The following is a 24,116-nucleotide window of genomic DNA, read 5'->3' on the forward strand; positions in this document are numbered from 1 at the left end:
CCCCGCGATGACCGAGCTGCTCGCCCCCTCCTCTCCACCCCGCAGCCGCATCTCGCGCCTCGAAGCGCTCGGGGCCGTGCTCGGAGGGCTGCTGGTGCTCGGGACGCTGGGCTTCCTCGTGCGCGAGGTGCTCACCGAGCAGGACGCGGTGGGCGGGGTGCGCGTGTCCCTGCGGCAGGTGCAGCGGGTGGAGGGCGGCTGGCTCGTGCAGTTCGAGGCGCACAACCTGGGCACCGCGGCGCTCGCGAACGTGGGGGTGCAGGGCCGGCTGCGGCTTGCCTCGGGCGAGGTGCAGGTGCGCGAGGCGCAGCTGGACTACCTGCCGGGCCACTCGGCGCGCGAGGGCGGGCTGTACTTCACCGAGGAGCCGCGCCCCTCCGCGCTCGAGCTCGTGCCGAACGGCTACCAGCTGCCCTGAGACGCGCGCGTGTGGCCGGGCGCTCGTCCGAGGCCAAGGTCGCGCAGGCTGCGCTCCGGCGCGCGGGTCCCCACTGTGGAGGGCCGGCGCACTCACGCCTGCCGGCACCTGTGAGGAGGCCTGACCATGCTGGAGAGGATGGCGAGAAACAGCCGGGAGAAGACGCTCGACTTCCTGAACGAGCGGCTCGCGTTCGAGCGGGCGGGAGTGAAGCTGTACGACCGCGTGCTCGAGGTGATGGCGAGCCGCGCCTCCGAGGACACCGAGCGCATCCGCAGCACGATGCAGCAGCACCGCGACGAGGAGAAGGAGCACGAGGAGTGGCTCGAGGCGCAGGTCCGCTCGCTGGGCGGAGACGCGCACGCCACCACCGAGCGCTCGGAGTTGGTGACGCGCGAGTCCAAGGGCATCGAGGAGGTGGTGATGAGCGATGCGCAGCTGCCGCACCTCTTCCACGCGCTGCTCGCGGCGGAGTTGGTGGACAACGCGGGGTGGGACCTGCTCGCGCAGCTGGCGGACGAGGCGGGGGACCACGAGGCCGAGCGCGCCTTCAAGAAGCGGCTGCACGAGGAGGAGGACCACCTGGTCTACGTGCGCAAGATCGTGGAGAAGCTCTCCCTGCGCGACCTGCTCGGCGAGGACGCGAAGCTGCCGCGCTCCGACGGGCTGCTCGGCATGCTGAGCTGAGCCTGGGTGCTGGGCGTGCGGGCAGGCGGCTGCGGGCCGCCTGCGCGGGACGCCCCTACCCTTGAGGGAGGGCGCCGGGCGCCCGGGAAGGCGAGGGACGGCATGAGCAGCCTGCGCGAGGCGTGGAGGGTGGAGGAGGACACGCCGGAGCCCGAGCGGCACCGGCACCTGCTGCGCGACGTCCTGCTGCCCGGCGCGCTGGTGGGGATGGTGGGGGCCGTGCTGATGGCGCTCGTGTGCATCGGGCTCTCGCTCATCGCGGGCGCAGGCCCGGCGCGCCCCGCCGAGCTCGCCGCGGGGCTCTTCTTCCGCGACGCGGTGCCCTCGGGGGCGCTCGCGGTGGTGCTGGGGCTCCTCGTGCACGGGGCGGTGGCAGGCGGCGTGGGCACGCTCTTCGCGCTGCTGTGCCCGCGCGGCGGCACGGCGGTGGCGGCGCTCGCGCTGGGGATGCTCCTCGCGCTCTCGCTGCAGGCGCTGATGCCCACGCTGGTTCTCTACTGGGCAGCGCCCCCGCTCGCGCGCAGCGTGCCGTCGCTCGCGCTCGCTCCCGGGCACCTCGCGTTCGGCGCGGCGCTGGGGCTCCTGCCCGCGGCGCGCCGGCTCACCGGGGGCCTCGACCGTGGCCGCCGCCGGGTGCTGCAGCTCGCGCACGCGGCGCTCGAGTAGCGCTGCAGGCGGGGCGCTCGGGCGCGGCGTGAGTGCGTCGTGGCCCGCGTCACAGCGCTCGGAAGGGGAACGGGCGGGACGGGTCCGTCTCGCCCTCGCCGAGCGCGGGCGGGCGCCGGCCTGCGTAGCGCTCCGGGGAGGCTCGGGTGCGGACCCACTCCCGACAGGAGCCGCGCAGTGTTTCGAGGTCCTCCGCGCTCCGGTCGCCGAAAGAGCACGCGCGTGCGGGTTCGGCGGGCGCAGGTCGGTGCGCTCCTGAAGACAAACCTCGGGACTTCTGAAAACTCCCGAGGTTTGTATTTAGCGCCGCACAGCACCTCGCCCGACACCCCCTCCTCTCCACTCGGCCAACCCCGGAGCGATGCGCAGGGCAACGCCCGGGCGCGCTGGGCCAGAGCGACAGGAGCCCGTCCCGTCCTGGCTTCCCATCGAGCCTGCCGCGCCCTCGGGCCCAGGGTGTATGACCCTCGACATGCTCACCCTCTACGGATTCTCCCGCGTCAACCGCATCGCCCACGGCAGGACCCGCGACCTGCGCATCCTCTGGGCGTTGGAAGAGATGGGCCTGCCCTACCGCATCGAGGGCATGGACCACCCGGCCGGGGACTTCTCCTCGGAGGCGTTCCGAGCGCTCAACCCCTTCCAGCAGCTCCCGGTGCTCGACGACGACGGCGTCGTGCTGAGCGAGTCCGGAGCCATCCTGCTCCACCTCGCGCGCAAGTCCGGCAAGCTCTACGCGCCGGACGAGGCCGGGCAGGCCAGCGTGCTGCGCTGGTGCTTCGTGGCGCTCAGCACGCTGGAGCCGCCGCTCGCCTTCTTCGACGTGCTCTCCTGGGACATGATGAAGGGCCCCGCGCAGCAGCGCGACTTCGTCCAGGGCTGGGCGGGCCGCCACCTCGGCGGGCTCGAGCGCTGGCTCGAGGGCCGCGAGTTCGTGGCGACGGAGGAGTTCACGGTCGCCGACCTCCTGGTGTCGCACGTGCTCAGCCTCGCGCAGGAGCCGGCGCTGCTTGCGCCCTGCCCGCGCGTGGCGGCCTACCGCGAGCGCTGCCTCGCGCGTCCCGCCTGGGCGAAGGTGCGCGCGGCGTACGAGGCCCGCGTCCAGAAGGACTGACGGCTCACGGCGAGAGCTTCGGGTCCGGCGGCATGCCGGGGACGGGCGCTGCGGGCGGCAGCGGCTCGTTGCCGTGGGCCGAGATGGGCGGCACGCGGAAAGGGCCGGGCGGCCGGGTGGGCTCGAAGCGGGTGGCGCTCTCCAGCGAGGCGAGCCCCGCGAGCAGCGCGACGAAGAGCACCGCGGTGGCGGCGATGAGGGGCGCGCTGCCGCGCCGCTCGTGCAGGTGCATGTAGATGGCGGCGATGAGCCCCGCCTTCGTCGCGGCGATGGCGAGCGCCACCGGCACCGCCCACCTGCCCAGCTCCACGTGCGAGAGCGCATAGGTGAGCGTGGTGAGCGCGAGCAGCGCGACGCCCACGAGCAGGAGCAGCCCGGGCCCGGCCTCCTTCTTCTCTGGCGCCTCAGCGGACATGGACGAGGGCCTCCCGGTTCACACGAGGTAGAGCAGCGGCCAGACGAAGAGCCAGATGACGTCCACGAGGTGCCAGTACATGCCGCCCAGCTCCAGCGGCGTGTGGTAGCGCCCGCTGTACTTGCCCCACGCGGTCTGCACGGTGAGCACGCTGAGCACGCCCACCCCGACGAGCACGTGCAGCGCGTGCACGCCCGTCATCACGAAGTAGAGGGTGAAGTAGAGGCTCGCGCCGGGCCGGGGGAACTCCTCCAGCGCGTACCAGCGGCCGGGCAGCGCGCCCTCGCGCACGTGCGCCGCGTACTCCACGCCCTTGAGCGTGAGGAAGCCCAGCCCCAGCACCACCGCGCACAAGAGCAGGAAGGTCGCGAGCCCCGTGCGCTCCTGGCGCACGCTCCACACCGCGAAGGCCACGCAGATGCTGCTGGTGACGAGCAGGTAGGTGTTGGCGGTGCCGATGCCCACCTTCATGTGCTCGCGCGCGGCGCGGAAGGTCTCGGGGTAGTCCACCCGGTACACGGCGTACGCGGTGAAGAGCGCCGCGAAGAGCAGCACCTCGGTCGCGAGGAACACCCACATCCCCACGTGCGCCGCCTGCTCGCGCGCCGCGTCCGAGCCGAAGTGGCTCGCCTGCGGGACCACCGGTGGAGACGCGGGCTCAAGAGACATGGGGCACCCCCGGCACGTCGTACTGGTGCGGCCCGTCCGGGTGGCGCGGCACCTCGTGGAAGTTGTGCGGCGGGGGCGGCGACTGCGTCATCCACTCGTAGCCGCGGCTCGCCCACGGGTTCGCGCTGGCCACCGCGCCGTGGCGCAGGCTCCACACCAGGTAGATGAGGATGGCGAGGAAGCCGAAGCCCAGCAGGCTCGCGCCCGCGGTGCTCGCCACGTGCAGGGACTGGAAGCGCTCCGGGTACTCGGCGTAGCGGCGCGGCATGCCCATGTTGCCGAGCAGGAACTGGGGCACGAAGGTGGCGATGAAGCCGAAGACGATGAGCATCGCCACGCCCACGCCCAGCCCCTCCGGGTAGCGGCGGCCGAACATCTTGGGGAACCAGTAGTGCAGCGCGGCGAGGAAGGCCATGAGGCTCGCGCCCACCATGATGAAGTGGAAGTGCGCCACGACGAAGTAGGTGTCGTGCCAGTGCTGGTCCAGCGAGGCCACGGCCACCGCCACGCCGGTGAGCCCGCCGAAGACGATGAAGAAGATGAAGCCCAGCACGTAGGCGAGCGGTGCGGTGATCGCGATGCTGCCGCGGTACAGCGTGCCCACCCAGGCGAACACCTTGATGGCGGTGAAGATGGCCACCAGCATGCTCAAGACCGAGAACACCCCCACGCCGAAGGTGCTCTGCCCGGACACGAACATGTGGTGGCCCCAGGTGAAGAAGCCCACGAAGGCGATGCCCAGCGTGCTCCAGACGATCATCCGGTAGCTCAGCGCGTTCTTGCGGCTGCACGCGCACACCAGCTCGCTCACCACGCCCATGCCCGGCAGCACCATGATGTAGACGGCCGGGTGGCTGTAGAACCAGAACAGGTGCTGGTAGAGCAGGGGGTCGCCGCCGCGCGCCGGGTCGAAGAGCCCCACGCCCGCCACCCGCTCGAAGGCGACGAGCAAGAGCACCATCCCCAGCACCGGCGTCGCCAGCACCTGGATGATGGAGGTGCCGTAGATGCCCCACACGAAGAGCGGCATCTTCATCCACGTCACGTCCGGCGCGCGCATGGTGTGCACGGTGGCGATGAAGTTGAGCCCCGTGAGGATGGTGCTGAAGCCCACCACGAACACGCCCAGCAGCACCGGCAGCACCTCGCTCGGCGTGCTGGTGCTGAAGGGGGTGTAGAAGGTCCAGCCGGTGTCCGCGCCGCCCTGCACCAGCGCCCACACCACCATCACCGCGCCGAGCACGAAGAGGTAGAGCGAGAGCAGGTTGAGGCGCGGGAAGGCCACGTCCTTCGCCCCCACCATCAAGGGCAGCAGGAAGTTGCCGAAGGAGGAGGGGATGGAGGGGATGAGGAACAGCCACACCATGATCACCCCGTGCAGGGTGAAGGCGCGGTTGTAGGCCTCGTGGCTCATGATGGTGCGCCCGGGCGTGAGCAGCTCCACGCGCAGCGCGAGCGCGAACACGCCGCCCAGGAAGAGCATGAACACGAGCAGCCCGAGGAACATCACCCCGATGCGCTTGTGGTCGTGCGTGGTGAGCCAGCTCCACACCGTGCGCTCGGAGTCGAGGTAGCTCACGGCGGGGTGGCTGTGCGCGCGCGGCGGGTCATTTGCGGGCGGGAACATACGCAGGCTCCTGCGGCGTCGCGGGCGGGGGCCCGGAGGGACGCAGCGACTTGATGTACTCCACGAGCGAGGCCACCTCGCCCACCGAGAGCCGCCCGAAGTAGCTGGGCATCACGGGCAGGTAGCCGCGCACCACGCGGGCCGCGGGCTGCATCATCGACTCCGTGAGATAGGCCTCGTCCACGCGCACCCGGCCGTCCTCCAGCACCTCCTCGCGCCCGTAGAGCGCGAGGAAGGTGGGGCCGATGTGCGCCGAGCCGTCCACGCTGTGGCACTTGAGGCAGCCGGCCTCCGCCGCCACGCGCTCGCCGCGCGACGCCATCGGCGGGCTCGCGGCTTCCTGGGCCTCGGGCGGGTGCTGCTGGCGCTGGCGCTCGCCCTCCTCGCTGCGCCAGCGCTCGAAGTCCTCGGGCGAGAGCACCTCCACCTGCGCGCGCATCAGCGAGTGGTCCAGCCCGCAGTACTCCGCGCACAGCACCTCGTGGCGGCCGGGCCTGGGCGCCTCGAACCACAGCTGCGTGTAGCGCCCGGGCACCGCGTCCTTCTTCATCCGGAAGTCTGGCACGAAGAAGGAGTGCACCACGTCGCGCGAGGTGATGAGCAGCCGCACGGGCCGCCCCGCGGGCACCTTGAGCACCCCGGCCTCCGAGGGGCCGTCCGGGTAGCTGAACTTCCACATCCACTGCTTGCCCGTCACGTACACGTCCATCGCGTCCGCCGGCGGCTCGTTCGCCCACGTGTAGTCGCGCAGGCCGAGCACGAACCAGAGGAGGAAGAAGGCCAGCGGCACGCCGATGAAGATCCCCTCCAGCCAGGGCGGCGCCTCGAGGTGCGGCGTGATGGCCAGCTCCTCGCGCTTTCGGTAGCGCACCAGGAACACCAGGCCCACCGCTCCCACCAGGAAGGCCCCGGTGAAGCTCACCACCAGGATGAAGAAGTGCAGGTGGTCCGAGCGCAGCGCGAGCGTGGAGCCCTGCTCGGGCAGGAAGAGCAGCCGGCGGATGAGCTCGTTCACGGCGTGCCCCCTTCCGGAGCAGGCCCCGGAGCAGGCCCGGGCGCGAGCTGCTCCATCGCGCGCTCCACCGGCACGTGGATGAGCCCCGCGTCGCGGTCCGCCCAGCCGTAGCCGGAGAGCCGCGCGCGCTGCGCCGCGTGAAGCCTCTCGGCTCCGTCCTCGAGCGGGAAGGGGCGCTGGTTCACGATGCCGATCTCCGCGCGTCCCAGCTCGGCGGGGGCCCCCGCCGCGGCTTCCGGCCGCGCGCCCTTCGAGATGAGCCACGCGCCCCAGGAGGCGAGCGCGAAGAGCGCCACGGCGGCGAGCGCCACCCCCACCACCTTGGGGGCGGCCACGTTCTCGGGCTGGGGAACAGGGGGCGGGGCGCTCATGGCTTGGAGGCGTGCAGCGAGTGGAAGAGGTAGGGGTCCTTCACCGGCACCGCGTAGTCGCCGCGCGCGCGCCACAGCGTCCACGCGAGCGCGAGGCCCCCGACGCCGACGAAGGCGCTGAGGCTGCTCCAGTGGAAGTGCGCGCCCGCGGGGTGCAGCGCCGGGAGCACGAGCCAGTAGGTGTCCAACGCGTGAGCGAAGAGCACCAGCAAGGCCACCGCCGCGAGCCCGCCGCGCCGCCGCTTCAGGCCCCGCGAGAGCAGCAGGAAGAAGGGCAGCACGAAGTGCAGCAGGCCGATGGCGACCGCCAGCGTGCCCCAGCCTCCCGCCTGCCGCGCCACGTACCAGGGCACCTCGCGCGGCAGGGAGGCGATCCAGATGAGCAGGTACTGCGAGAAGCCGAGGTAGGCCCAGAAGCACAGCATCGCGAAGAGCAGCGTGCCGAGGCGCAGCAGGTGCGTCTCGCCCACGAGCGCCCCGAGCGCGCCCGACTCTCCGCCCGCCGCCACCGCCGCGAGCGCGAGCAGCGCGAGCGCGCCGGCGTAGGCCCCCGAGAGCACGTAGAGCGCGTACACCGAGCTCTCCCACAGGGGCTCGAGCGACATGAGCCAGTCCTGCACCGCGAAGCTGAGGCTGATGCCCAGCAGCGGCAGCGCCCCGGTGGCGAGCCGCCGCTGCCATACGAGCAGCCGCAGGTCCCCCTCGCGGTCCTGGCGCCGGCTCCAGCGCAGCAGCAGCGCCCCCACCGCCCACCACGCGGCGAGGCAGAGGCCTGCGCGCACGAGGAAGAAGGGGGCATTGAGGTAGGGCCGCTTGTGCGCGAGCAGGTGCAGCGCGTGCTCGCCCAGCTCCGGCGTGGGCCGCATCCACAGGTACAGCTCGCGCATGCCGAGGGCGACTGGCACGAAGAGCAGCACGAAGAGCGGCAGGCTCCCGGCCATCAGCTCCAGCGCGCGCCGCAGCACCACCGCCCAGCGCGCCCCGGTGGCATGAAAGGTCGCGAGCAGGAGCAGCGCTCCGGCCGCGAGCCCCAGCCAGTACGCGTAGGCGAAGAGGTAGTTGAAGAGCACCTCGCGCGCTGACCCCGGGCCTCCGAGCAGCCCGCCCACGAGCGTCGCGAGCAACCCCACCGCGCCCACCGCGCCCGAGACCCGCGCCAGGCGCCGGCCTCCCTCGAACCTCAGCAGCGGCGTCATCGTCCCTCCTCCCGCAGCCGCGCCTGCACGTCCGGTGGGGCGAGCGCGAGCGGCGCCGCCTGGCTCAGCGCGAGCGCCTGCAGGTAGGCCACCACCGCCCAGCGCTCGCGCGGCGCGAGCGTCTCGGCGTACGAGGGCATCAGCCCGTAGCCCTCCGTCATCACCGCGAAGTAGTAGCCGGGCGGGTGCGGCAGCGCGCCCGGGCCCCCCGCGCCTCCGTCCGGCGCGCCGCGCTGCGCCCGCGGCCCCACCAGCGCCGGCGGGAGGCGCAGCGCCATGTTCTGCGCGACCACGCTCTGCCCATCCGCGAGCAGCCCGTGGCACGCGGCGCAGTACACCTCGTAGCGCGAGCGGCCCTCCTCCATCAGCGCGCGGGTGAGGGGCAGGGGCAGCGCGGCCGGGTAGCCCGCGTCCGGCGTGCCGGTGGGCGGCAGGCCCCGCTCGTGGCGGTAGCCCTCCTGCGACACCGTGCCCGCCACCAGCGGCCGCATCACGCGCCCGTCCTCGAAGAAGTCGCTCGGGCGGTACGCGTCGTCGCGCGCCTGCCGCGTCATCGGCTCGCGGTCCTCGCACGCGGCGAGCAGGAGCAGCAGGGGGAGAAGAGCGCGCGCGCTCATGCCGGCTCCTCCAGCACGCTCACCTGCCGTGCGCCCTGCGTGCGCAGCGCCTCGAGCGCGCGCTCCACCTCGGGAGCCTGCGCCGTGTCGGCGGTGTCGAAGGTGATGCTCACCCAGAAGCCGTCGCTGGTGGCGCTCTTGAAGGCCTCCAGCTCGAACACCGGGTGCGCCACGCGCGGGAAGCCGAACAGCGCCATCAGCCCGAAGAAGATGCCCCCGGAGGCGCTGAGCACCGCCAGCTCGAAGGTGATGGGGATGAAGGCGGGGGCCGCGTGCATCGGCCGGCTGCCCACGATGAGCGGCCAGTCCACCGCGTTGGTGAAGGCCTGCGCCACGTAGGCGAAGAGCGCCCCGCCCAGCCCCGCCGCCAGCGCCACCCAGCCGATGCGCGAGGGGGGAAGCCCCAGCGCCTCGGGCGCCTCCTCCAGCGGGAAGGGGGAGTAGAGGTCCAGGCGGCGAAAGCCCTTCTGCCGCAGCGCCCGCACGCAGGCGAGCAGCGCCTCGGACGAGGTGAACTCCGCGAGCACCCAGCGCCTCATGCCCGCGCCTCCTGCTGCTCCCTGTCCTTCAGCTCGCGCTCGAGGCGCTCCCGGAACGCAAGCGAGCCGTCCACCTCGCGCTGCAGCTCCTTGAGCTCGCTCACGGGCACCGGGGGCACCAGCTTGAGGAAGACGAGGAAGGCGGCGCCGAAGAAGCCCAGCGTGCCCACCAGCAGCCCCCAGTCCACCCAGGTGGGATGGAAGAGCTGCCAGCTGGAGGGCAGGAAGTCGCGGCTGAGACCCGGCACCACGATGAGGAAGCGCTCGGTCCACATGCCCACGTTCACCAGCACCGAGGCCACCCACAGCACCAGCGGCGCGGCCCGTGCCCGCGCGCTCCAGAACAGCTGCGGCACCAGCACGTTGCAGAAGAGGATGAGCCAGAAGAGCGGCTGGTAGGGCCCGGTGCGCAGCTCCGAGAGCACGCGCATCTCGAAGTCGTCCCCGCTGTACCAGCCGAGGAAGTGCTCCTGCAGGTAGCCGTAGGCCACCATCCAGCTGGTGGCGAGCAGCACGCGCGCCATCATGTCCAGGTGCCGCGCCGTCACCACGTGGCGCACGCCCAGCGCGGCGCGCGCCGGGATGACCAGGGTGAGCACCATGGCGAAGCCGCTGAACACCGCGCCCGCCACGAAGTAGGGCGGCATGATGGTGCTGTGCCAGCCCGGCAGCTGCGCCACCGCGAAGTCGAAGGACACGATGGTGTGCACGCTCACCACCAGCGGGGTCGCGAGCCCCGCGAGCAGCAGGTAGCCCTTGCGCCAGTGCTGCCAGTGCCGCGCGCTGCCGCGCCAGCCCAGCGCGAACACCGCGTAGGCGCGCTGCGCGAAGCGGCTCTTCGCCGTGTCGCGTGCGGTCGCCAGGTCCGGCATCAGCCCGAGGTACCAGAACAGCAAGGACACGGTGAGGTAGGTGCTCACCGCCGCGATGTCCCAGGTGAGCGGCGAGCGGAACTGCGGCCACATGTGCAGCACGCTGGGGTAGGGGACCAGGTAGTAGAACTTCCACGGGCGGCCCAGGTGCAGCAGCGGAAAGAGCCCCGCGCACATCACCGCGAACAGCGTCATCGCCTCCGCCATGCGGTTGATGGAGCTGCGCCACTTCTCCTGCATCAGCAGCAGGATGGCGCTGATGAGCGTGCCGGCGTGCCCGATGCCGATCCACCACACGAAGTTGGTGATGGCGAAGCCCCAGGCCACCGGGATCTGCACGCCCCAGGTCCCCACGCCCTTCACCAGCGTCACCGTGATGGTGACCACCAGCAGGGCGGTGCCCGCGAGGCACAGCCCGAAGAGCACCCACCACGCGCGTGACGGCGGCGCGTGCACGTAGGCGAGCAGCGAGCGCGTGTACTCGGCGTCCGAGTGGCGCCCCTCGATGAGTGGGGCGTCCAGCAGCGGGTCGCCCGGCGCGGGCACGTCCGGCTTGGGCTCGCTCACGTGCGCCTCCGGGTGGGGTGCTTCACGCGCACCAGGTGCACCGTGCGCGGCCGGGTGCCCAGCTCGTTGAGCAGCCGGTAGTGGCGCGCGTCCGCGTGGCGGCGGCTCACCTCGGCCTCGGGGTCGTTGAGGTCGCCGAACACGATGGCGTCCGTGGGGCAGGTCTGCTGGCAGGCGGTGCGCACCTCGTCGCGCCCGATGCGCCGGCCGCGGCCCCCGGCGTCGATGCGCGCCGCGATGCGCGCGCGCTCGATGCGCTGCACGCAGTACGTGCACTTCTCCATCACCCCGCGGCTGCGCACGCTCACCTCGGGGTTCTGGTGCATGCGCGCGAGCGCCCCCTTCGGCGTGTAGTCCAGGAAGTTGAAGCGGCGGACCTTGTAGGGGCAGTTGTTGCTGCAGTAGCGCGTGCCGATGCAGCGGTTGTAGACCATCTCGTTGAGCCCCTCGTCCGAGTGCACCGTGGCATTCACCGGGCACACGTACTCGCAGGGCGCGTACTCGCAGTGCACGCACATCACGGGCTGGTGGATGACGGCCGGGTCGCTCTCCTCGCCCAGGAAGTAGCGGTCGATGCGCAGCCAGTGCATCTCGCGCCCGCGCCGCACGCCGTCCCTCCCCACCGAGGGGATGTTGTTCTCCGCCTGGCAGGCCACCACGCACGCGCTGCAGCCGGTGCAGCGGTGCAGGTCGATGGCCATGCCCCAGCGGTAGCCCCCCTCGCGCGTGAGCGACGGGTAGAGGTGCTGCTTCTCCTCGCGCAGCCCCTCGAGCAGCTCGGGCTTCCTCTCCAGTTCCTCCTGAGGCACCTGCAGTGCGATGGGGCGCTCCAGCATGCGCCCGTGCAGCTGGCGCACCGCGAGCTCCGAGCGCGCGGAGAGCGGGTGCAGCTGCAGCCCGGCCGCGAACCAGGGCTCGGCCTGCGTGCGCAGCCGGTAGGCGTTCACGCCCACGCCGCGCGCCACGTGCTCGCCGCCCTCGCGCCCGCCCCCCAGCGCGAGCGTCACCGTGTCCTCCGCGTGGCCCGGGGCGAGCAGCGCCGGCACCTCCACCGAGCGCCCGGGCAGGGAGAGGCGCACGTGCTGGCCGTCCTCCACGCCGAGCCGCCGCGCGGTGTCCGGGCTGAGCAGCGCGGCGTTGTCCCAGGTGAGCTGGGTGAGCGGGTCGGGCAGCTCCTGCAGCCAGGCGTTGTTCGCGAGCCGCCCGTCCAGCACCCGCGCATCCAGCGCGAGCGCGAGCTCCAGCCTTCCGGCGGGCTCCGGCTCGGGCAGGGGCCGCTCGAGCAGCGGCTGCAGTGCGCGCGCCTCCAGCGCTGCGCGGGTCGCGGGAGCGGCCGTATCGGGCACCACCCCTTCCGCGAGCCAGCCCTCCCACTTCGCCTCGAAGCCGGCGTCCCCTGCGCGCGTGCGCCACAGCCGCTGCAGCTGCGCGTGCGCATCGAGCGGCTCGCCCACCAGGGCCGAGAGCAGCGCCACCTCGTCGAGGCAGCCGGGGAAGAGCGGGGCGATGAGCGGCTGGAGGATGCTCGCGGTGCCGTCCAGCGCGCGCCCGTCCGCCCAGCGCTCGAAGGGGTGGGTGGCGGGGGCGAACCAGGCGCAGCGCGCGGACGTCTCGTCCTCGTGCAGGCCGAGATAGAGCGCGTGCGGCGCGAGCGCGAGCGCGCTCCCGAGGTCCAGGTCCGCGGGCGCGGCGTAGACGGGGTTCCACGCGGTGACGAGCAGCGTGTCCACCTGGCCCGCGCGCAGCTCCTCCACCAGCCGCGCGAGCGCACCCGGGTCCGGCGCGGGCTGCAGCAGGGGCTCGGTGAGGAGCACCGTGTGACCTGTGTTGCCCAGCGCCTCGTTGAGCGCGAAGGCGAGCGCGTGCAGGGTTGCACCGTGGCGCTCGCCCACCGCCACCAGGCCACGGCCGCGCGCGGAGAGCAGGTCCTGGGCCGCCGCCTGCACCCACGCGCGCTCGGGCTCGCTCAGGCCCCCGGGCGCGGCGCCCGCCCGCAGCCCCACGGAGGAGAGCGCCGTGGAGAGCTCGGCCGCGAGCGCGCGCAGCAGCCGCTCCACCTGCGAGGGGCGCACGCGCAGCCGGCTGTCCGCGTACGCGCCGGTGAGGCTGTAGGCGCTCTCGGCCACGTGCAGGCGATGCGAGGGCGAGGCCGCGCGCGCCTCGGCCAGCTCGCGGTTTGCCCTCAGCGCGCCGGGGCGCTCGGTGAGCAGGTCCGCGTCCAGCGCCACCACCACCTCGGCGGCCGCGAGCGCGCGCTGCGCCTGCAGCGGCCGGCCGTAGGCGAGCTGTGCGCCCTGCAGCGAGGCCGCCTGTGCGGGGCCGAAGGGCACGAGGCGCGCGGAGGGAAAGCGCGCCTGCAGCCGCGCGTAGAGGTCCTGCACCAGCGGCGAGGCGGTGGGCTCCACCAGCAGGCGCAGCCGCTCGCCCGTGCCCAGCGCGCTGCCCCACGCGCGCACGAAGTCGAGCAGCGCCTCGCGCGAGGTGGGGCCGCCGGGCCCGCGCGCCGTGCGGGCACGGTCCGGGTCGTAGAGGCCCAGCAGGCTCGCCTGCTCCTGCGCGAGCGCGCGCCCGCGGCTCTCCGGGTGCGCGGGGTTGCCCTCCACCTTGAGGGGGCGCCCCTCGCGGCTCTCCACCACCAGCCCCGTGGTGAAGCCGCCCAGCACGAGGCCGGTGGCGTAGTGCAGGGGCACGCCGGGGGTGAGCCCCGCGGGCGCCTGCGCGTAGGGCATCACCTTCTCCGCCGGCGGGCGGAAGCAGCCGGAGAGCCCCGCGGCGGCGAGGGAGGCGGCGGCGAGCTGCAGCAGCGTGCGCCGCTCGATTCCCTGCGGCGCCTCGTCCTCGCCCGGGAGGAACTCGCCCCCGTCGCCCATCGTGCTCGGTGACGCCTGGCGCTCCGCGAGGCTGCGCCACGGACGCGACGGTGCGCCCCCGGCGTCGGACGGGAGCACGGGCAGGGGGTAGCGGTCGCTCAGCGGTGGCATGTGGTGCAGTTCGTCCTGGGCTCGACGTGCAGCGCCTGCTGCACGGCGCGCCCCGTCTCGGCGGGGTCACCCGGCGCGCGCCAGGTCATGCTCGTAATGGCCTCGCGCGGGCGCAGGTGGGGCGTGGGGTTGCGGTGGCAGTCGAGGCACCAGCCCATGGTGAGCGGCGCCTGCTGCGAGACGAGCGGCATGCTGTCCACGCGGCCGTGGCAGGTGACGCAGCCCACGCCCTTGTTCACGTGGATGGAGTGGTTGAAGAAGACGAAGTCCGGCAGCCGGTGCACCCGGTTCCACGGGATGCTCTGGCCGCTGAAGTAGCTCGCGCGCACCGGCTCGAGCAGCGGGCTCTCGTTCCACACCTGGGAGTGGCAGCCCATGCAGCGCGAGGTGGGCGGCAGGCCCGCGGACGCGGAGCGCTCCACCGCGTCGTGGCAGTAGCGGCAGTCCAGCCCCTCGTCGCCCGCGTGGTGGCGGTGGTCGAACTGCACCGGCTGGTGCACGGGCTCGTGCGAGCCCACGCCCAGCGGGCTGCGCGCGAGCACCATCAGCAGCACGAGGCCCCCGAGCGGCAGCACCGCCCCCGCTGCGAGCAGCAGGCGCAGGATGCTGTCGGCGGTGGGGGTGAAGAGCGGCCGCTTCACGCGGGGAGCCTCGGGGAAGAGCGCGGTTGGAGCTCCAATCTCCGGCGACCCGCACGCTGCGACTACGGCCCCGTGGGCAGCGCGTCGGCTATCTCACGCGATGGGGCACTTTGCTGTCGCACGCCGCACAGCGCTGCGCTCTCACGCGCGGGCGCGCTGCAGCGCGGCGGCCGTCACCAGCCCGAAGGCGAGCGCCTGCAGCGGCAGCGCGAGGCGCTCGGCGCGGCTCCAGCGGCGCGCCGGCGGCGTCGCGCCCGTGAGCGGCAGGGTGAGCCGCTCCATCGCGCTCAGCGCCGCGCCCGCCGCGAGGCCGCGGGCGGGCAGGGGCCAGCGCGCGGTGTGGCGCGAGGCGCGCGCCTGCAGTACGCCGAGCAGCGGGCCGTAGCCGTAGCGCAGCGCCGTGCCGCTCCAGCGCGCCGCGCGCGGGGACAGGCGCACGCGTGCGAGGCGCCAGGCGAGCCGCTCGGCGATGCGGCTCGCGGCGTAGGGCGCGCGGTGGCCGAGGAGGCGGTCTCGCACCGCCTCCACCGCGCTGATGCCGAGCGTGCCGCAGAGTCCCGCGGCGAGGCCCTGCTTCCAGCTCGCGAGCCCGCGCCCCATCGGGGTGTGCTCCAGACGCTGCTCCTGCACGCTCATGGTCTCCTCCGAGACCTCAAAGCTGAGCGTCGTGAGGCCATCTCGCACGGGACGCGCGGCGCTCGCCCTGCCGCAGGGCAGGCCGGCGCGGGTGTCGGCTCGCGGGCAGCCCGGGTGCCGCTGCGCGCTCGCCCCCTGGCCGGACCTGCTACAGCTGCGCGCATGAGCGAAGCGCCGAGCCGCCCCCCGGACCCCGCCGTGCGCCGCGCCCTGCGCGTGGGCGTGCTGCTCATCGGCCTGCTCGTGCTACTCGCCGCGCTGTGGCACGTGCGCGACGTGCTGATGCTCGCGTTCCTCGCGGTGCTGCTCGCGCTGGTGTTCTCCTTCCCGGTGGGCTGGCTGCAGCGGGTGATGCCGCGGGGGCTCGCGGTGCTCGCGGTGCTGCTGCTCTTCCTCGGGGGCCTGGGGCTGCTCGGCTGGCGCGTGGCGCCGGTGCTCGCGGAGCAGGCGCGCGAGCTCACCCGCAGCGCGCCGCAGGCGCTGCAGGACGCGCGGCAGTGGCTCGAGCACGCCCAGCGCAGCATGGGGCCCGAAGGCGGAGGCGCGCAGAAGCCGGCGCAGCCCGCGCCCGCGGTGACAGTGAGCCGCGCGGCCCAGCTCGCGCTGCCCGCGGCCTTCACGCTCGCCGAGGCTGCCACCACGCTGGTCCTCCTGGTGGTGCTCGCCGCCTTTCTCGTGCACCAGCCGCAGGCGTACGTGCGCGGGGTGCGCCGGCTGGTGCCGCGCGCGCACGAGCCCGTCTTCGACGAGGCGGTGGCGCGGCTCACCCACGCGCTGCGCCAGTGGGTGGGTGGCATCCTCGTCTCCATGCTCATCATGGGCACGCTCACCGGCGCGGGGCTCGCGATCGCGGGCATCCACAACTGGCTGCTGCTGGGCTTCATCACCTTCCTGGGCACCTTCGTGCCCTACGTGGGCGCTATCGCGAGCGCAGTGCCCGGCCTGCTCGCGGGGCTCGCGCAGTCCTCGCACCACCTGCTGCTGGCGATGGCGGTGTACCTGGGCATCCACGTGGTGGAGGGCTACCTCGTGCAGCCCTACGTGATGCGCCGCGCGGTGGAGGTGCGCCCCGCGCTGCTGCTCTTCGGCCAGTCGGTGGCGCTCGCGCTGCTCGGGGTGATGGGCGCCGTGGTCGCCACGCCGCTGCTCGTGTGCGTGCAGGTGCTGGTGGGCTACCTCTGGGTGGAGCGGCGCCTTCACAAGCAGGGCTAGGTCGCGCGCGAGAGCCGCCAGGCACCTGCCACGGCCGCGAGCCCCAGCGTGGCGGCGAGCCCCACGCGCGCGCGGTGCAGGCGCAGCCACAGCTCCACGTTGTGCGAGCGCGCCCGGTCGTCGAAGTCCCCGTGCGCGCCACGGTCTCCGGGCAGGGGCGCATCCACGTTGTCCTGCGGCGTGCGCTCCACCTCGTTCGTCTGCTGGCCGCTGTAGGCCTTGCGCGCGAGGTAGTGGTCCAGGAGCCCCGGGATGAACTTCTGGCCGAGGATGGCTTTCATCGCGCTCCAGCCCACCCACAGCTCGCGCGAGGGGTGCTCGGCGGCGTAGAGGGCCGCGCGCGCGATGACCTCGGGCTGGTAGATGGGGGGCACCGGCTGCGGGTGCTGCGGGAGGCGGTTTCTCACCACGTCGAACTGCGGCGTGTTCACCGCGGGCAGCTGCAGCATGGTGACCTTCACCTTGCTGCGGTCGTGGATGAGCTCGCTGCGCAGTGAGTCGGTGAAGCCGCGGATGGCGGCCTTGCTACCGCAGTAGGCGCTCTGCAGCGGGATGGAGCGGTAGGCGAGCGCGGAGCCGATCTGGATGATGACGCCCGCGTCGCGCGCCCGCATGTGCTTGAGCGCGGCGAGCGTGCCGTAGACGAAGCCGAGGTAGTTGACCTCGGTGACGCGGCGGTACTCCTCGGCGTGCATCTCCTTCACCGGGCTGAACACGCTCACCATCGCGTCGTTCACCCACACGTCGATGGCGCCCCACTCGGCCACCACCTGGTCCGCCGCGGCCTCCACCGCCGCCGCGTCCGCCACGTCCAGGGGCAGCACCCGCGCCTCGCCGCCGGCCGTCACGATCTCCGCGGCCGCGTTCTCCAGCGCCTCCTGCGAGCGCGCGATGAGCCCCACCCGCGCACCCTCGGCACCGAACGCGCGCGCGATGGCGCGCCCCACGCCGCTCGAGGCCCCCGTCACCACCACCACCTTGCCCGCGAAGCGCTTGCCTCCCATGTGTCCTCCTCCTCGCGAACGATGGGCACCGCGCCTGCCGCCGTCCTCCGAGCGCCGCCCTCCTGCCGGCTGGGTGAGCGGGGGAGCGCGCGGGGGATGTCCTGCAGCGTGCACATCTTGAGGCCTTCACTCCCAGGAGACTCTCCATGATCCGCTACCGCACGGGCTACCCCCTCCGCCGCCGCGAGCACGACTCGCTCGTGGCCGACCTCCTCTGTGGCGCCGCCGCCGGCCTGCTGGGCGCGCTGGCCATGACGCCGGTGATGACCCGCCTCGCGAAGCCGCTCAGCCGCGCGCTGGACGAGGAGCAGAAGGGCGGCGGCAAGCAGGAGCCCGCCACCGAGAAGACGGCGCGCAAGCTGCTCGAGCCCGTGGGCGTGCGCGTGCGCGGCGAGCGCAAGAAGAAGCTCGGCAACGTGGTGCACTTCGGCTACGGCACCGTGTGGGGCGCCATCTACGGCGCGCTGTGGGGCCGCACCCGGCTGGCCGGCAAGCTCTTCGGCCTGGGCTTCGGCACCGCGCTCTTCGTCCTCGGTGACGAGCTGGGCGTGCCCGCGCTGAAGCTCGCGCCGCCGCCGCAGGAAACGCCCGCCAGCACCCACCTGAGCGCGCTGGGTGCCCACTGGGTGTACGGCGCGACGACCGAGGCCGCCTTCCGCGGGCTCTCGCGCCTCGCCGCGCGGGCCTGAGCTCTCAGCTCACCACGGGCAGCGGGAAGGAGAAGGGCTTCCCGCCCTGCGGGTCGGGTGTCGGCCCCAGCACCGCTGCGGCGCCGAGCCCCGCACGCTGTGGCTCGAAGCTCGCGCGCGGGTTCAAGGTGCTGCGCGCTCCCGCCTTCATCAGCCCGAAGCGCAGCGCGAGCGCGCCCGCCGTGCCCAGCAGCGCCGCGGCGCGGCGCTGCAGGGGGCGGTGGCGCCCGGGCAGCAGCGAGAGCGCGAGGCTCGCCGCGGTGAGCACCTTGCTCGCCTGCCACAGCGCACCGCTCAGTCCCTCCTTCAGCGAGCGCGCGGCCTGCGGGGCGCGCTTCACGCTGCGCTCCAGCGCGTGCCCCGCCGCGAGCTCCACAGCCTTGCCCACCACGCCGTAGCGGTGCAGCAGCCGCTGCTCGCGCTCGCCGAGCGGAAAGAGCTGCAGGAGGGACGCGGCGCTGGAGACGGCCGAGCCCGCGAAGAGCACCGGCAGCTCGCGGTGGCCGAGCTGCCACACCGGCACTGCCGTGTTGGCGATGAGCACCCCCGTGTACGTGCACAGCGCGAGCCCCAGCGCGCCCGCGCCCAGCTCCGCGTAGCGCCCCAGCCTTCCGGCCACACCCGGGCGCCCGCCCAGCACGAGCGACGCCGTGTTGCACGCGCCCGAGAGGCTGAGCACGTAGGTGCCCACGCTCATGGGCGAGGTGACGCGGAAGACGCGCAGCATGTGGAGGAAGCGCGAGGGGCGGCCCAGGTCGTCGATGAGCAGCGCCGCGCTCACGACGTCTCCGGCGGTGCCCACCCAGCGGCTCGCGCGCAGCAGGTCCGGGTGGCGCCCGGGCGCGAGCAGCGCGGAGGCCGCGCCCAGCGCGCTCGTCGCTCCGGCGAGCCCGCCCACGTAGAAGTAGGCGGGGATGGCCCAGGTCCACACCGGGGCCTTGAGCATCGGCTGGTCGTAGTAGGTGGGGCTCGGCTGCGCGGGGAACTCGCTCGGCAGCTGGGCCACGGTGTCCGGCGTGGGGTGCTCCGCCGCGAGCCGCTTCACCTGCTGGTGCGCACCCTCGCCCGAGAGCGTGCCCAGCGCCGGGTCCACGTTGCGTCCGTCCGCGCGCGCCGGCAGCGCCGTGCGCTCCTGCTCACCCTGGAGCCGCTTCACCGCCCCACCTCCGCGTCCAGCAGCACCGTGCCCAGCGCGAGCGCGGCGAGTCCCAGCATCGCGAGCCCCGCGCTCTTCCAGCTGCGCTTGCCCTTGAGCGTGGGCACCTCGGGGTCGGGCGGCAGGTTGTAGACCTCGGGCTTGTCCACCAGGAGGAAGAAGGCGTGCAGTCCGCCCGTGCCCGGCTGGCTCGCGGCGCTGTCTCCGTAGAGGTAGGCCTCCTTCAGCCCCTTGCCGTGCAGCTCCTCCACGCGCGCCTCCGCCTGCACCTTGAGCTGCACCAGGTCGCCGAACTGGATGCTGGAGGTGGGGCAGGCCTTGGCGCACGCGGGCTGCATCCCGTCTCCCAGCCGGTCGTAGCAGAGGGTGCACTTCCACGCGCGCCCGTCGTCCTCGCGCCGGTCCACCACGCCGAAGGGGCACGCGCTGATGCAGTAGCCGCAGCCGTTGCACACGTCCGGCTGGATGTAGACGGTGTCGAACTCGGTGCGCACGATGGCGCCCGTGGGGCAGGCCTCGAGGCAGCCGGCGCGCTCGCAGTGCTTGCACACGTCCGACATCATCAGCCAGCTGAAGTTGCCTGCGCGCGCGCCCGGCGCCTCGGGCATCGCGGGGCGCTCGATGCTCGGGCACCCGGTGCCCGGCCTCTCCACGAAGCTCACGTGGCGCCAGGTGCTCGAGCCCAGGTGCCCGGTGTTGTCGTAGGACATGCCGGTGAAGTGGAAGCCGTCGTCGGGCAGCTGGTTCCACTGCTTGCACGCGACCTCGCAGGCCTTGCAGCCGATGCAGAGCGTGGTGTCGGTGAAGAAGCCCTTCTGCGCGCTCGCCATCCGCTACTCCTCGCTCTTCTTGTACTCCGTGGGCTGCGCGGCGCGCTGGGTGCCGGGCAGGTCTCGCGGGGCCTCGGGCACGCGCGGCGGGGCGAGCAGGGTGGGGCCGCCGACCGCCGCGCGCTCGGGGCTCGCGCTGCGCCCGGCGCGGATGTTCGCGGTGAGCGCCTTGGACTCCTGGATGGAGACGTTGGGGTCCGCCACGAAGCTGATGAGGTCGTTCGCGGAGCTGCCCGTCACCCGGCCCGTCGCGCCCCAGTGGTAGGGCAGGCCGATCTGGTGCACCCAGCGCTTCTTGAGCCGCAGCGGGCGCAGCCGCTCGGTGACGAGCACGCGCGCCTCGATCTGCCCGCGCGCCGTCTCCACCGTGGCCCAGCCGCCGTTGGTGAGGCCGCGCTCCTTCGCGAGCTCGGGGGACACCTCGCAGAACATCTCGGGCTGCAGCTCGCTCAGCCAGCTGAGCCAGCGGCTCATGCCTCCGGCCGTGTGGTGCTCGGTGAGCCGGTAGGTGGTGAGCACGAAGGGGAAGCGCGGGTCGCCGTAGGCGCGGTGGTAGGGGTTGTCGCGGCGGCGCCACTCGAGGCGCGCGGGGTTGCACTGCTGGCGCGGGTAGAGGGCGTTCTCCACCGGCGACTCCTGCGGCTCGTAGTGCGTGGGCAGCGGGCCGTCCTTCATCCCGCTGGGCGCGAAGATCCACGCCTTGCCGTCCGCCTGCATGATGAAGGGGTCGTCGCCGCGGATGGCGTCCTTGCCGCGCGCCTGCGGGTCCGGGCGGTAGCCCGGCGGCCGGTCCTTGATGAAGTCGGGCACGTCGTGGCCCGTCCACTGGGACTTCTCCGCGTCCCACCACACGTACGCCTTGCGCGCGCTCCAGGGGCGGCCCTCGGGGTCCGCGGAGGCGCGGTTGTACATGAGCCGGCGGTTGCTCGGCCATGCCCAGCCCCACTCGGGCGCGACCCAGCTCTGCTCCTGCGCGCTCCTGCGGCGCGCGGCCTGGTTCTCGCCGTCCTTGTAGCAGCCGGAGTAGATCCAGCAGCCGCACGCGGTGGAGCCGTCATCCTTCAGCGCGGTGAAGCCCTCCACCGGCTCGCCCGTGTCCGTGCGGTAGCCGTTGATCTCCTTGAGTACGCGCTCTGCGTCCGGCTCCTGGATGCGGCCCTTCGTCGGGTAGTCCCAGGTGAGCGCCTGGATGGGGCGGTCGCGCTCCTCGCGCGAGCCCGCGTAGAGCGCCTTGAGGCGCTTGCCCAGGTGGAACATGAAGTGCAGCTCACTGCGGCAGTCGCCCTTGGGCTCCACCGCCTGGTGGTGCCACTGCAGCAGGCGCTGGGTGTTGGTGAAGGAGCCGTCCTTCTCGGTGTGCGCGGCGGCGGGGAAGAAGAAGACTTCCGTCTGGATGTCCTCGGTGAGCACCTCGCCGCTCTGGATCTCGGGCGCGTGGCGCCAGAACTCCGCCGTCTCGGTGAGGACGAAGTCGCGCACCACGACCCACTTCGCCGCCCGCAGCCCCTTGCGCTGCAGGGCGCCGTTCATCGAGCCCACGGTGGGGTTCTCGCCCATCACGAAGTAGCCGGGCACCTTGCCGTCCGCCATCTGCGCGACCGTGACCATGTGCGAGTGGTCCCCGGTGATGCGCGGCAGCGTGGCGAAGAGGTAGTCGTTCTCCTTCGTCGCGGCGTCCCCGAAGTACGCCTTGAGCAGCGAGACGATGTACTTGGGGAACTCGCCCCACCAGCCGCTCGGGGCCTGGTTCGCGTCGATGTACTGCTGCAGCCGGTGCGACTCCATCGCGAAGGGCATGGGCAGGTAGCCCGGCAGCAGGTTGTAGAGCGTGGGGATGTCCGTGCTGCCCTGGATGGAGGCGTGGCCGCGCAGCGCCATGATGCCGCCGCCGGGCCGCCCGATGTTGCCGAGCAAGAGCTGCAGGATGGCCGCGGTGCGGATGTACTGCACCCCGATGGAGTGCTGCGTCCAGCCCACCGCGTAGCAGAAGGCGCTGGTGCGCTCGCGGCCGGAGTTCTGGCACAGGGCCTCGGCCACCTCGAGGAACTGCGCCTCGGGGATGCCGCAGATCTCCTCCACGATGGCCGGCGTGTAGCGGGCGAAGTGCCGCTTGAGCAGCTGGAAGACGCAGCGCGGGTGCTGCAGCGTCTCATCGCGCACCTCGGTGCTGTGGAGGGGCGGCTCGGCGTTCACCTTGCCCTGGTTCGCGCCCGCCTCGGCGAACAGCTCCTTGTGGCCCGCCGCCGGCACCGCGTCCTTCACGCCCTCGTACTGCCAGCTGCTCACGTCCTTGTACTGGCCCTTGCTCGGGTCGAAGCCGCTGAAGAGTCCCTCCAGCTGCTCCGGGTCCTGGAAGTCCTCGCGAATCAGCGTGGCGGCGTTGGTGTAGTGGACCACGTACTCCTTGAAGTAGCGCTCGTTCTCCAGCACGTAGCGCACGAGCCCGCCGAGGAACGCGACGTCCGTGCCCGCGCGGAGGGGCACGTGCAGGTCCGCCACCGCGCTGGTGCGCGTGTAGCGCGGGTCCACGTGGATGACCTTCGCGCCCCGGGCCTTGGCCTCCATCACCCAGCGGAAGCCCACCGGGTGGCACTCGGCCATGTTGGAGCCCTGGATGACGATGCAGTCCGAGTTCTGCAGGTCCTGCTGGAAGGTCGTCGCCCCGCCTCTACCGAAGGAGATGCCCAGACCGGGCACCGTGGAGCTGTGTCATATGCGCGCCTGGTTCTCGACCTGCACGACGCCCAGCGCCGTGAACAGCTTCTTGATGAGGTAGTTCTCCTCGTTGTCCAGCGTGGCGCCGCCCAGGTGCGCGATGCCCAGGGTGCGCTTCACGTGCGTGCCCTTCTCGTCCTGCTCCTCCCAGGTCTCCTCGCGGGTCCGCTTCACGCGCTCGGCCACCATGTCCATGGCCTGCTCAAGCGGGAGCGGCTCCCACTCCGTGCCGCCGGGGCGCCGGTAGAGCACCTGCTGGATGCGGTGCGAGCCGGTGACGAGCTGGAAGGTGGCCGCGCCCTTGGGGCACAGCTTGCCGGTGGAGATGGGGCTGTGCGGGTCGCCCTCGATGTCGAGGATGCGCCCGTCCTTCACGTACACGTCCTGGCCGCAGCCCACGGCGCAGTAGGGGCAGATGGACTTCACCACCTTGTCGGCGCGCGCCGTGCGGGGCTCCAGCGTGCGGCTGCGCTCGGAGAGGGCGGTGTCGCCCAGCGCCTTCGCGTCACCGCGCAGCAGCTGCTCGAGCAGTGGCCACCTGCGCAGCCCACGTCGTCCCATGCCTGTGCTCCTCGCGAGGGGCCACTACGCTAGGAATGCCGCGTGTCCCCGTGCAGCGGGGGACCAGGCGAGCCACGCCACGCCGGACAGTATGAGGTCCAGGTGAGCTCCTTTTCGTGCGGAAATCCACGGATGCCCGTCCCGCGGTCCATGCATTCTCAGGCGGCCGCGAGGAGCTGGCGACAGGCCTGCTCGCAGCGCTGGCAGGCCTCGGCGCACACGCGGCAGTGCTCCATCTTCTGCGCGTGCCGGCCGCACTCCTCGCCGCACAGGCGGCACGCCGTCTGACACGCCTGCAGCACCGCCTGGGCCAGCGCGGGCTCGAAGGCCGTCTGGCGAGAGAGCACCTTGCCGGTGGCCTCGCACACGTTGGCGCAGTCCTGGTTGAGCCGGATGCAGCGCACCATCGGCTGGGGGGCCGGCTCGCCGAGGCAGGCGTCCGCGCACGCGATGCAGGCCTGCGCGCAGTCGAAGCAGGCCTGGATGCACGCGAGCAGCGCCGCGCGGTCGAGGGAGGGTTTACCCGGGTGCGTCTGCAGCATCTGCTGCACGTGCCCGAGGAAGGAGGTGCCGCCCTGCGCCGTCGTCTGTGCCATGGGTGTGTCCCTTGCGTGGTGGAGGTGCTGCGTCCCTTCCAGCAATGGGGACGCGCGCGCGGCACAGCAAGGGCGGTGCAGGCAGCTGGCGGCTACTTGGACTTGCTGCGCTTGCTCGCGCGCTGGCGCTTCACCTTGTTCGCCTGCTTGCCGAGCGCGGTGCGCGTCTTCTTCGGCAGCTTGCTGAGGGTGCGCTTACTGCGCGCGGCGCTCGCCGCCTTCTTGATGTTCTTGCGCGCGGCGCTCTTCTGCTTCGCGGTGGCCATGCGTCCTCCGGAGGGGGTAGCAGCTACTCCCGAAGGTGGGCAGCGCCGCGCGTCCT

At 72.9% G+C, this 24,116-nt stretch carries 24 protein-coding genes; 6 read left to right on the forward strand and 18 right to left on the reverse strand.

Annotated features, from left to right (window positions below):
- Positions 1-7 precede the first annotated feature (7 nt).
- The 4 genes from FGE12_RS29095 (at position 8) to FGE12_RS29110 (ending at position 2,885) form a co-directional block, all read left to right on the forward strand.
- Entirely contained in the window at positions 8-418 is a 411-nt protein-coding gene (locus tag FGE12_RS29095; protein ID WP_153869918.1) for a hypothetical protein, read from the forward strand.
- Positions 419-544: 126 nt separating this feature from the next.
- Positions 545-1,105, forward strand: coding sequence for a DUF892 family protein (locus FGE12_RS29100; RefSeq protein WP_228531205.1), 561 nt, complete (start codon positions 545-547; stop codon positions 1,103-1,105).
- A 102-nt stretch (positions 1,106-1,207) separates the two neighbouring features.
- A complete protein-coding gene (locus tag FGE12_RS29105; protein ID WP_228531206.1) occupies positions 1,208-1,771 on the forward strand; it encodes a hypothetical protein in 564 nt (187 codons plus the stop codon).
- 472 nt (positions 1,772-2,243) lie between these two features.
- Entirely contained in the window at positions 2,244-2,885 is a 642-nt protein-coding gene (locus tag FGE12_RS29110) for a glutathione S-transferase family protein (protein ID WP_153869919.1), read from the forward strand.
- Positions 2,886-2,889: 4 nt separating this feature from the next.
- Here the strand turns inward: FGE12_RS29110 and FGE12_RS29115 are convergent, their stop codons facing one another.
- The 12 genes from FGE12_RS29115 to FGE12_RS29170 all read right to left on the reverse strand — a co-directional run bounded on the left by FGE12_RS29115 (position 2,890) and on the right by FGE12_RS29170 (position 15,031).
- Complete coding sequence (locus FGE12_RS29115; RefSeq protein WP_153869920.1) at positions 2,890-3,300, reverse strand: cytochrome C oxidase subunit IV family protein; 411 nt, start codon at positions 3,298-3,300, stop codon at positions 2,890-2,892.
- An 18-nt stretch (positions 3,301-3,318) separates the two neighbouring features.
- Positions 3,319-3,969 carry a cytochrome c oxidase subunit 3 gene (locus FGE12_RS29120; protein WP_153869921.1) on the reverse strand — a complete coding sequence of 217 codons (651 nt, stop codon included), beginning with the start codon at positions 3,967-3,969 and terminating at the stop codon, positions 3,319-3,321.
- Complete coding sequence (locus FGE12_RS29125; protein ID WP_153869922.1) at positions 3,959-5,596, reverse strand: cbb3-type cytochrome c oxidase subunit I; 1,638 nt, start codon at positions 5,594-5,596, stop codon at positions 3,959-3,961. The genes FGE12_RS29120 and FGE12_RS29125 overlap by 11 nt, the downstream gene beginning before the upstream one ends.
- Positions 5,577-6,611 carry a cytochrome c oxidase subunit II gene (gene coxB, locus FGE12_RS29130; protein WP_194798387.1) on the reverse strand — a complete coding sequence of 345 codons (1,035 nt, stop codon included), beginning with the start codon at positions 6,609-6,611 and terminating at the stop codon, positions 5,577-5,579. Before coxB ends, FGE12_RS29125 begins: the two co-directional genes overlap by 20 nt.
- A complete protein-coding gene (locus FGE12_RS30155) occupies positions 6,608-6,982 on the reverse strand; it encodes a hypothetical protein (RefSeq protein WP_194798388.1) in 375 nt (124 codons plus the stop codon). Before FGE12_RS30155 ends, coxB begins: the two co-directional genes overlap by 4 nt.
- Positions 6,979-8,178, reverse strand: a complete 1,200-nt coding sequence (locus tag FGE12_RS29140) for a hypothetical protein (RefSeq protein WP_153869923.1) — start codon at positions 8,176-8,178, stop codon at positions 6,979-6,981. The genes FGE12_RS30155 and FGE12_RS29140 overlap by 4 nt, the downstream gene beginning before the upstream one ends.
- Positions 8,175-8,795, reverse strand: coding sequence for a cytochrome c (locus tag FGE12_RS29145; RefSeq protein ID WP_153869924.1), 621 nt, complete (start codon positions 8,793-8,795; stop codon positions 8,175-8,177). The genes FGE12_RS29140 and FGE12_RS29145 overlap by 4 nt, the downstream gene beginning before the upstream one ends.
- Positions 8,792-9,334, reverse strand: coding sequence for a DUF3341 domain-containing protein (locus tag FGE12_RS29150; RefSeq protein ID WP_153869925.1), 543 nt, complete (start codon positions 9,332-9,334; stop codon positions 8,792-8,794). Before FGE12_RS29150 ends, FGE12_RS29145 begins: the two co-directional genes overlap by 4 nt.
- Complete coding sequence (nrfD, locus tag FGE12_RS29155; protein WP_194798389.1) at positions 9,331-10,773, reverse strand: NrfD/PsrC family molybdoenzyme membrane anchor subunit; 1,443 nt, start codon at positions 10,771-10,773, stop codon at positions 9,331-9,333. Before nrfD (FGE12_RS29155) ends, FGE12_RS29150 begins: the two co-directional genes overlap by 4 nt.
- Positions 10,770-13,754 (reverse strand): 4Fe-4S dicluster domain-containing protein, encoded by a 2,985-nt coding sequence (locus FGE12_RS29160; protein ID WP_194798390.1) that lies wholly within the window; start codon positions 13,752-13,754, stop codon positions 10,770-10,772. Before FGE12_RS29160 ends, nrfD (FGE12_RS29155) begins: the two co-directional genes overlap by 4 nt.
- Positions 13,742-14,395, reverse strand: coding sequence for a cytochrome c3 family protein (locus FGE12_RS29165; protein ID WP_370459198.1), 654 nt, complete (start codon positions 14,393-14,395; stop codon positions 13,742-13,744). Before FGE12_RS29165 ends, FGE12_RS29160 begins: the two co-directional genes overlap by 13 nt.
- A gap of 141 nt (positions 14,396-14,536) precedes the next feature.
- Entirely contained in the window at positions 14,537-15,031 is a 495-nt protein-coding gene (locus FGE12_RS29170; protein ID WP_153869927.1) for a hypothetical protein, read from the reverse strand.
- A 162-nt stretch (positions 15,032-15,193) separates the two neighbouring features.
- Here FGE12_RS29170 and FGE12_RS29175 point away from each other — a divergent pair, with 162 nt between their 5' ends.
- A complete protein-coding gene (locus tag FGE12_RS29175; protein ID WP_153869928.1) occupies positions 15,194-16,243 on the forward strand; it encodes an AI-2E family transporter in 1,050 nt (349 codons plus the stop codon).
- On the opposite strand, the gene FGE12_RS29180 is transcribed toward FGE12_RS29175, so the two are convergent.
- On the reverse strand, positions 16,240-17,247 hold the full coding sequence (locus FGE12_RS29180) for an SDR family oxidoreductase (RefSeq protein WP_153869929.1): 1,008 nt from the start codon (positions 17,245-17,247) through the stop codon (positions 16,240-16,242). The genes FGE12_RS29175 and FGE12_RS29180 overlap by 4 nt on opposite strands.
- A 146-nt stretch (positions 17,248-17,393) precedes the next feature.
- Here FGE12_RS29180 and FGE12_RS29185 point away from each other — a divergent pair, with 146 nt between their 5' ends.
- Entirely contained in the window at positions 17,394-17,936 is a 543-nt protein-coding gene (locus tag FGE12_RS29185) for a DUF1440 domain-containing protein (protein ID WP_153869930.1), read from the forward strand.
- Positions 17,937-17,940: 4 nt separating this feature from the next.
- Here FGE12_RS29185 and nrfD (FGE12_RS29190) read toward each other — a convergent pair whose 3' ends face one another.
- The 5 genes from nrfD (FGE12_RS29190) to FGE12_RS29210 form a co-directional block, all read right to left on the reverse strand.
- On the reverse strand, positions 17,941-19,092 hold the full coding sequence (gene nrfD, locus FGE12_RS29190; protein WP_194798391.1) for an NrfD/PsrC family molybdoenzyme membrane anchor subunit: 1,152 nt from the start codon (positions 19,090-19,092) through the stop codon (positions 17,941-17,943).
- Positions 19,089-19,922, reverse strand: coding sequence for a 4Fe-4S dicluster domain-containing protein (locus tag FGE12_RS29195; RefSeq protein WP_153869931.1), 834 nt, complete (start codon positions 19,920-19,922; stop codon positions 19,089-19,091). The genes nrfD (FGE12_RS29190) and FGE12_RS29195 overlap by 4 nt, the downstream gene beginning before the upstream one ends.
- A 3-nt stretch (positions 19,923-19,925) precedes the next feature.
- The gene (gene fdh, locus FGE12_RS29200) at positions 19,926-23,198 is read right to left on the reverse strand and encodes a formate dehydrogenase (RefSeq protein ID WP_153869932.1); all 3,273 of its coding nucleotides are present in this window, start codon (positions 23,196-23,198) and stop codon (positions 19,926-19,928) included.
- Positions 23,199-23,356: 158 nt separating this feature from the next.
- Positions 23,357-23,794, reverse strand: a complete 438-nt coding sequence (locus FGE12_RS29205; RefSeq protein WP_228531207.1) for a four-helix bundle copper-binding protein — start codon at positions 23,792-23,794, stop codon at positions 23,357-23,359.
- A gap of 92 nt (positions 23,795-23,886) precedes the next feature.
- Positions 23,887-24,060, reverse strand: a complete 174-nt coding sequence (locus FGE12_RS29210; protein WP_153869933.1) for a hypothetical protein — start codon at positions 24,058-24,060, stop codon at positions 23,887-23,889.
- Positions 24,061-24,116: the final 56 nt, after the last annotated feature.

This window comes from Aggregicoccus sp. 17bor-14, assembly GCF_009659535.1.
In the GTDB taxonomy this organism is placed as follows: domain Bacteria; phylum Myxococcota; class Myxococcia; order Myxococcales; family Myxococcaceae; genus Aggregicoccus.

Excerpts from the sequence above, each read along its gene's own strand:
- FGE12_RS29125 (WP_153869922.1), bottom strand. The coding sequence starts at position 5,596 with ATGTTCCCGCCCGCAAATGACCCGCCGCGCGCGCACAGCCACCCCGCC.
- FGE12_RS29115 (WP_153869920.1), bottom strand. The coding sequence starts at position 3,300 with ATGTCCGCTGAGGCGCCAGAGAAGAAGGAGGCCGGGCCCGGGCTGCTC.
- FGE12_RS29110 (WP_153869919.1), top strand. The coding sequence starts at position 2,244 with ATGCTCACCCTCTACGGATTCTCCCGCGTCAACCGCATCGCCCACGGC.
- FGE12_RS29140 (WP_153869923.1), bottom strand. The coding sequence starts at position 8,178 with ATGACGCCGCTGCTGAGGTTCGAGGGAGGCCGGCGCCTGGCGCGGGTC.
- FGE12_RS29170 (WP_153869927.1), bottom strand. The coding sequence starts at position 15,031 with ATGAGCGTGCAGGAGCAGCGTCTGGAGCACACCCCGATGGGGCGCGGG.
- FGE12_RS29145 (WP_153869924.1), bottom strand. The coding sequence starts at position 8,795 with ATGAGCGCGCGCGCTCTTCTCCCCCTGCTGCTCCTGCTCGCCGCGTGC.
- FGE12_RS29210 (WP_153869933.1), bottom strand. The coding sequence starts at position 24,060 with ATGGCCACCGCGAAGCAGAAGAGCGCCGCGCGCAAGAACATCAAGAAG.
- FGE12_RS29205 (WP_228531207.1), bottom strand. The coding sequence starts at position 23,794 with ATGGCACAGACGACGGCGCAGGGCGGCACCTCCTTCCTCGGGCACGTG.
- FGE12_RS29185 (WP_153869930.1), top strand. The coding sequence starts at position 17,394 with ATGATCCGCTACCGCACGGGCTACCCCCTCCGCCGCCGCGAGCACGAC.
- FGE12_RS29175 (WP_153869928.1), top strand. The coding sequence starts at position 15,194 with ATGAGCGAAGCGCCGAGCCGCCCCCCGGACCCCGCCGTGCGCCGCGCC.
- FGE12_RS29105 (WP_228531206.1), top strand. The coding sequence starts at position 1,208 with ATGAGCAGCCTGCGCGAGGCGTGGAGGGTGGAGGAGGACACGCCGGAG.
- FGE12_RS30155 (WP_194798388.1), bottom strand. The coding sequence starts at position 6,982 with ATGAGCGCCCCGCCCCCTGTTCCCCAGCCCGAGAACGTGGCCGCCCCC.
- FGE12_RS29180 (WP_153869929.1), bottom strand. The coding sequence starts at position 17,247 with ATGGGAGGCAAGCGCTTCGCGGGCAAGGTGGTGGTGGTGACGGGGGCC.
- FGE12_RS29195 (WP_153869931.1), bottom strand. The coding sequence starts at position 19,922 with ATGGCGAGCGCGCAGAAGGGCTTCTTCACCGACACCACGCTCTGCATC.
- FGE12_RS29150 (WP_153869925.1), bottom strand. The coding sequence starts at position 9,334 with ATGAGGCGCTGGGTGCTCGCGGAGTTCACCTCGTCCGAGGCGCTGCTC.
- FGE12_RS29095 (WP_153869918.1), top strand. The coding sequence starts at position 8 with ATGACCGAGCTGCTCGCCCCCTCCTCTCCACCCCGCAGCCGCATCTCG.
- FGE12_RS29100 (WP_228531205.1), top strand. The coding sequence starts at position 545 with ATGCTGGAGAGGATGGCGAGAAACAGCCGGGAGAAGACGCTCGACTTC.
- FGE12_RS29160 (WP_194798390.1), bottom strand. The coding sequence starts at position 13,754 with ATGCCACCGCTGAGCGACCGCTACCCCCTGCCCGTGCTCCCGTCCGAC.
- FGE12_RS29120 (WP_153869921.1), bottom strand. The coding sequence starts at position 3,969 with ATGTCTCTTGAGCCCGCGTCTCCACCGGTGGTCCCGCAGGCGAGCCAC.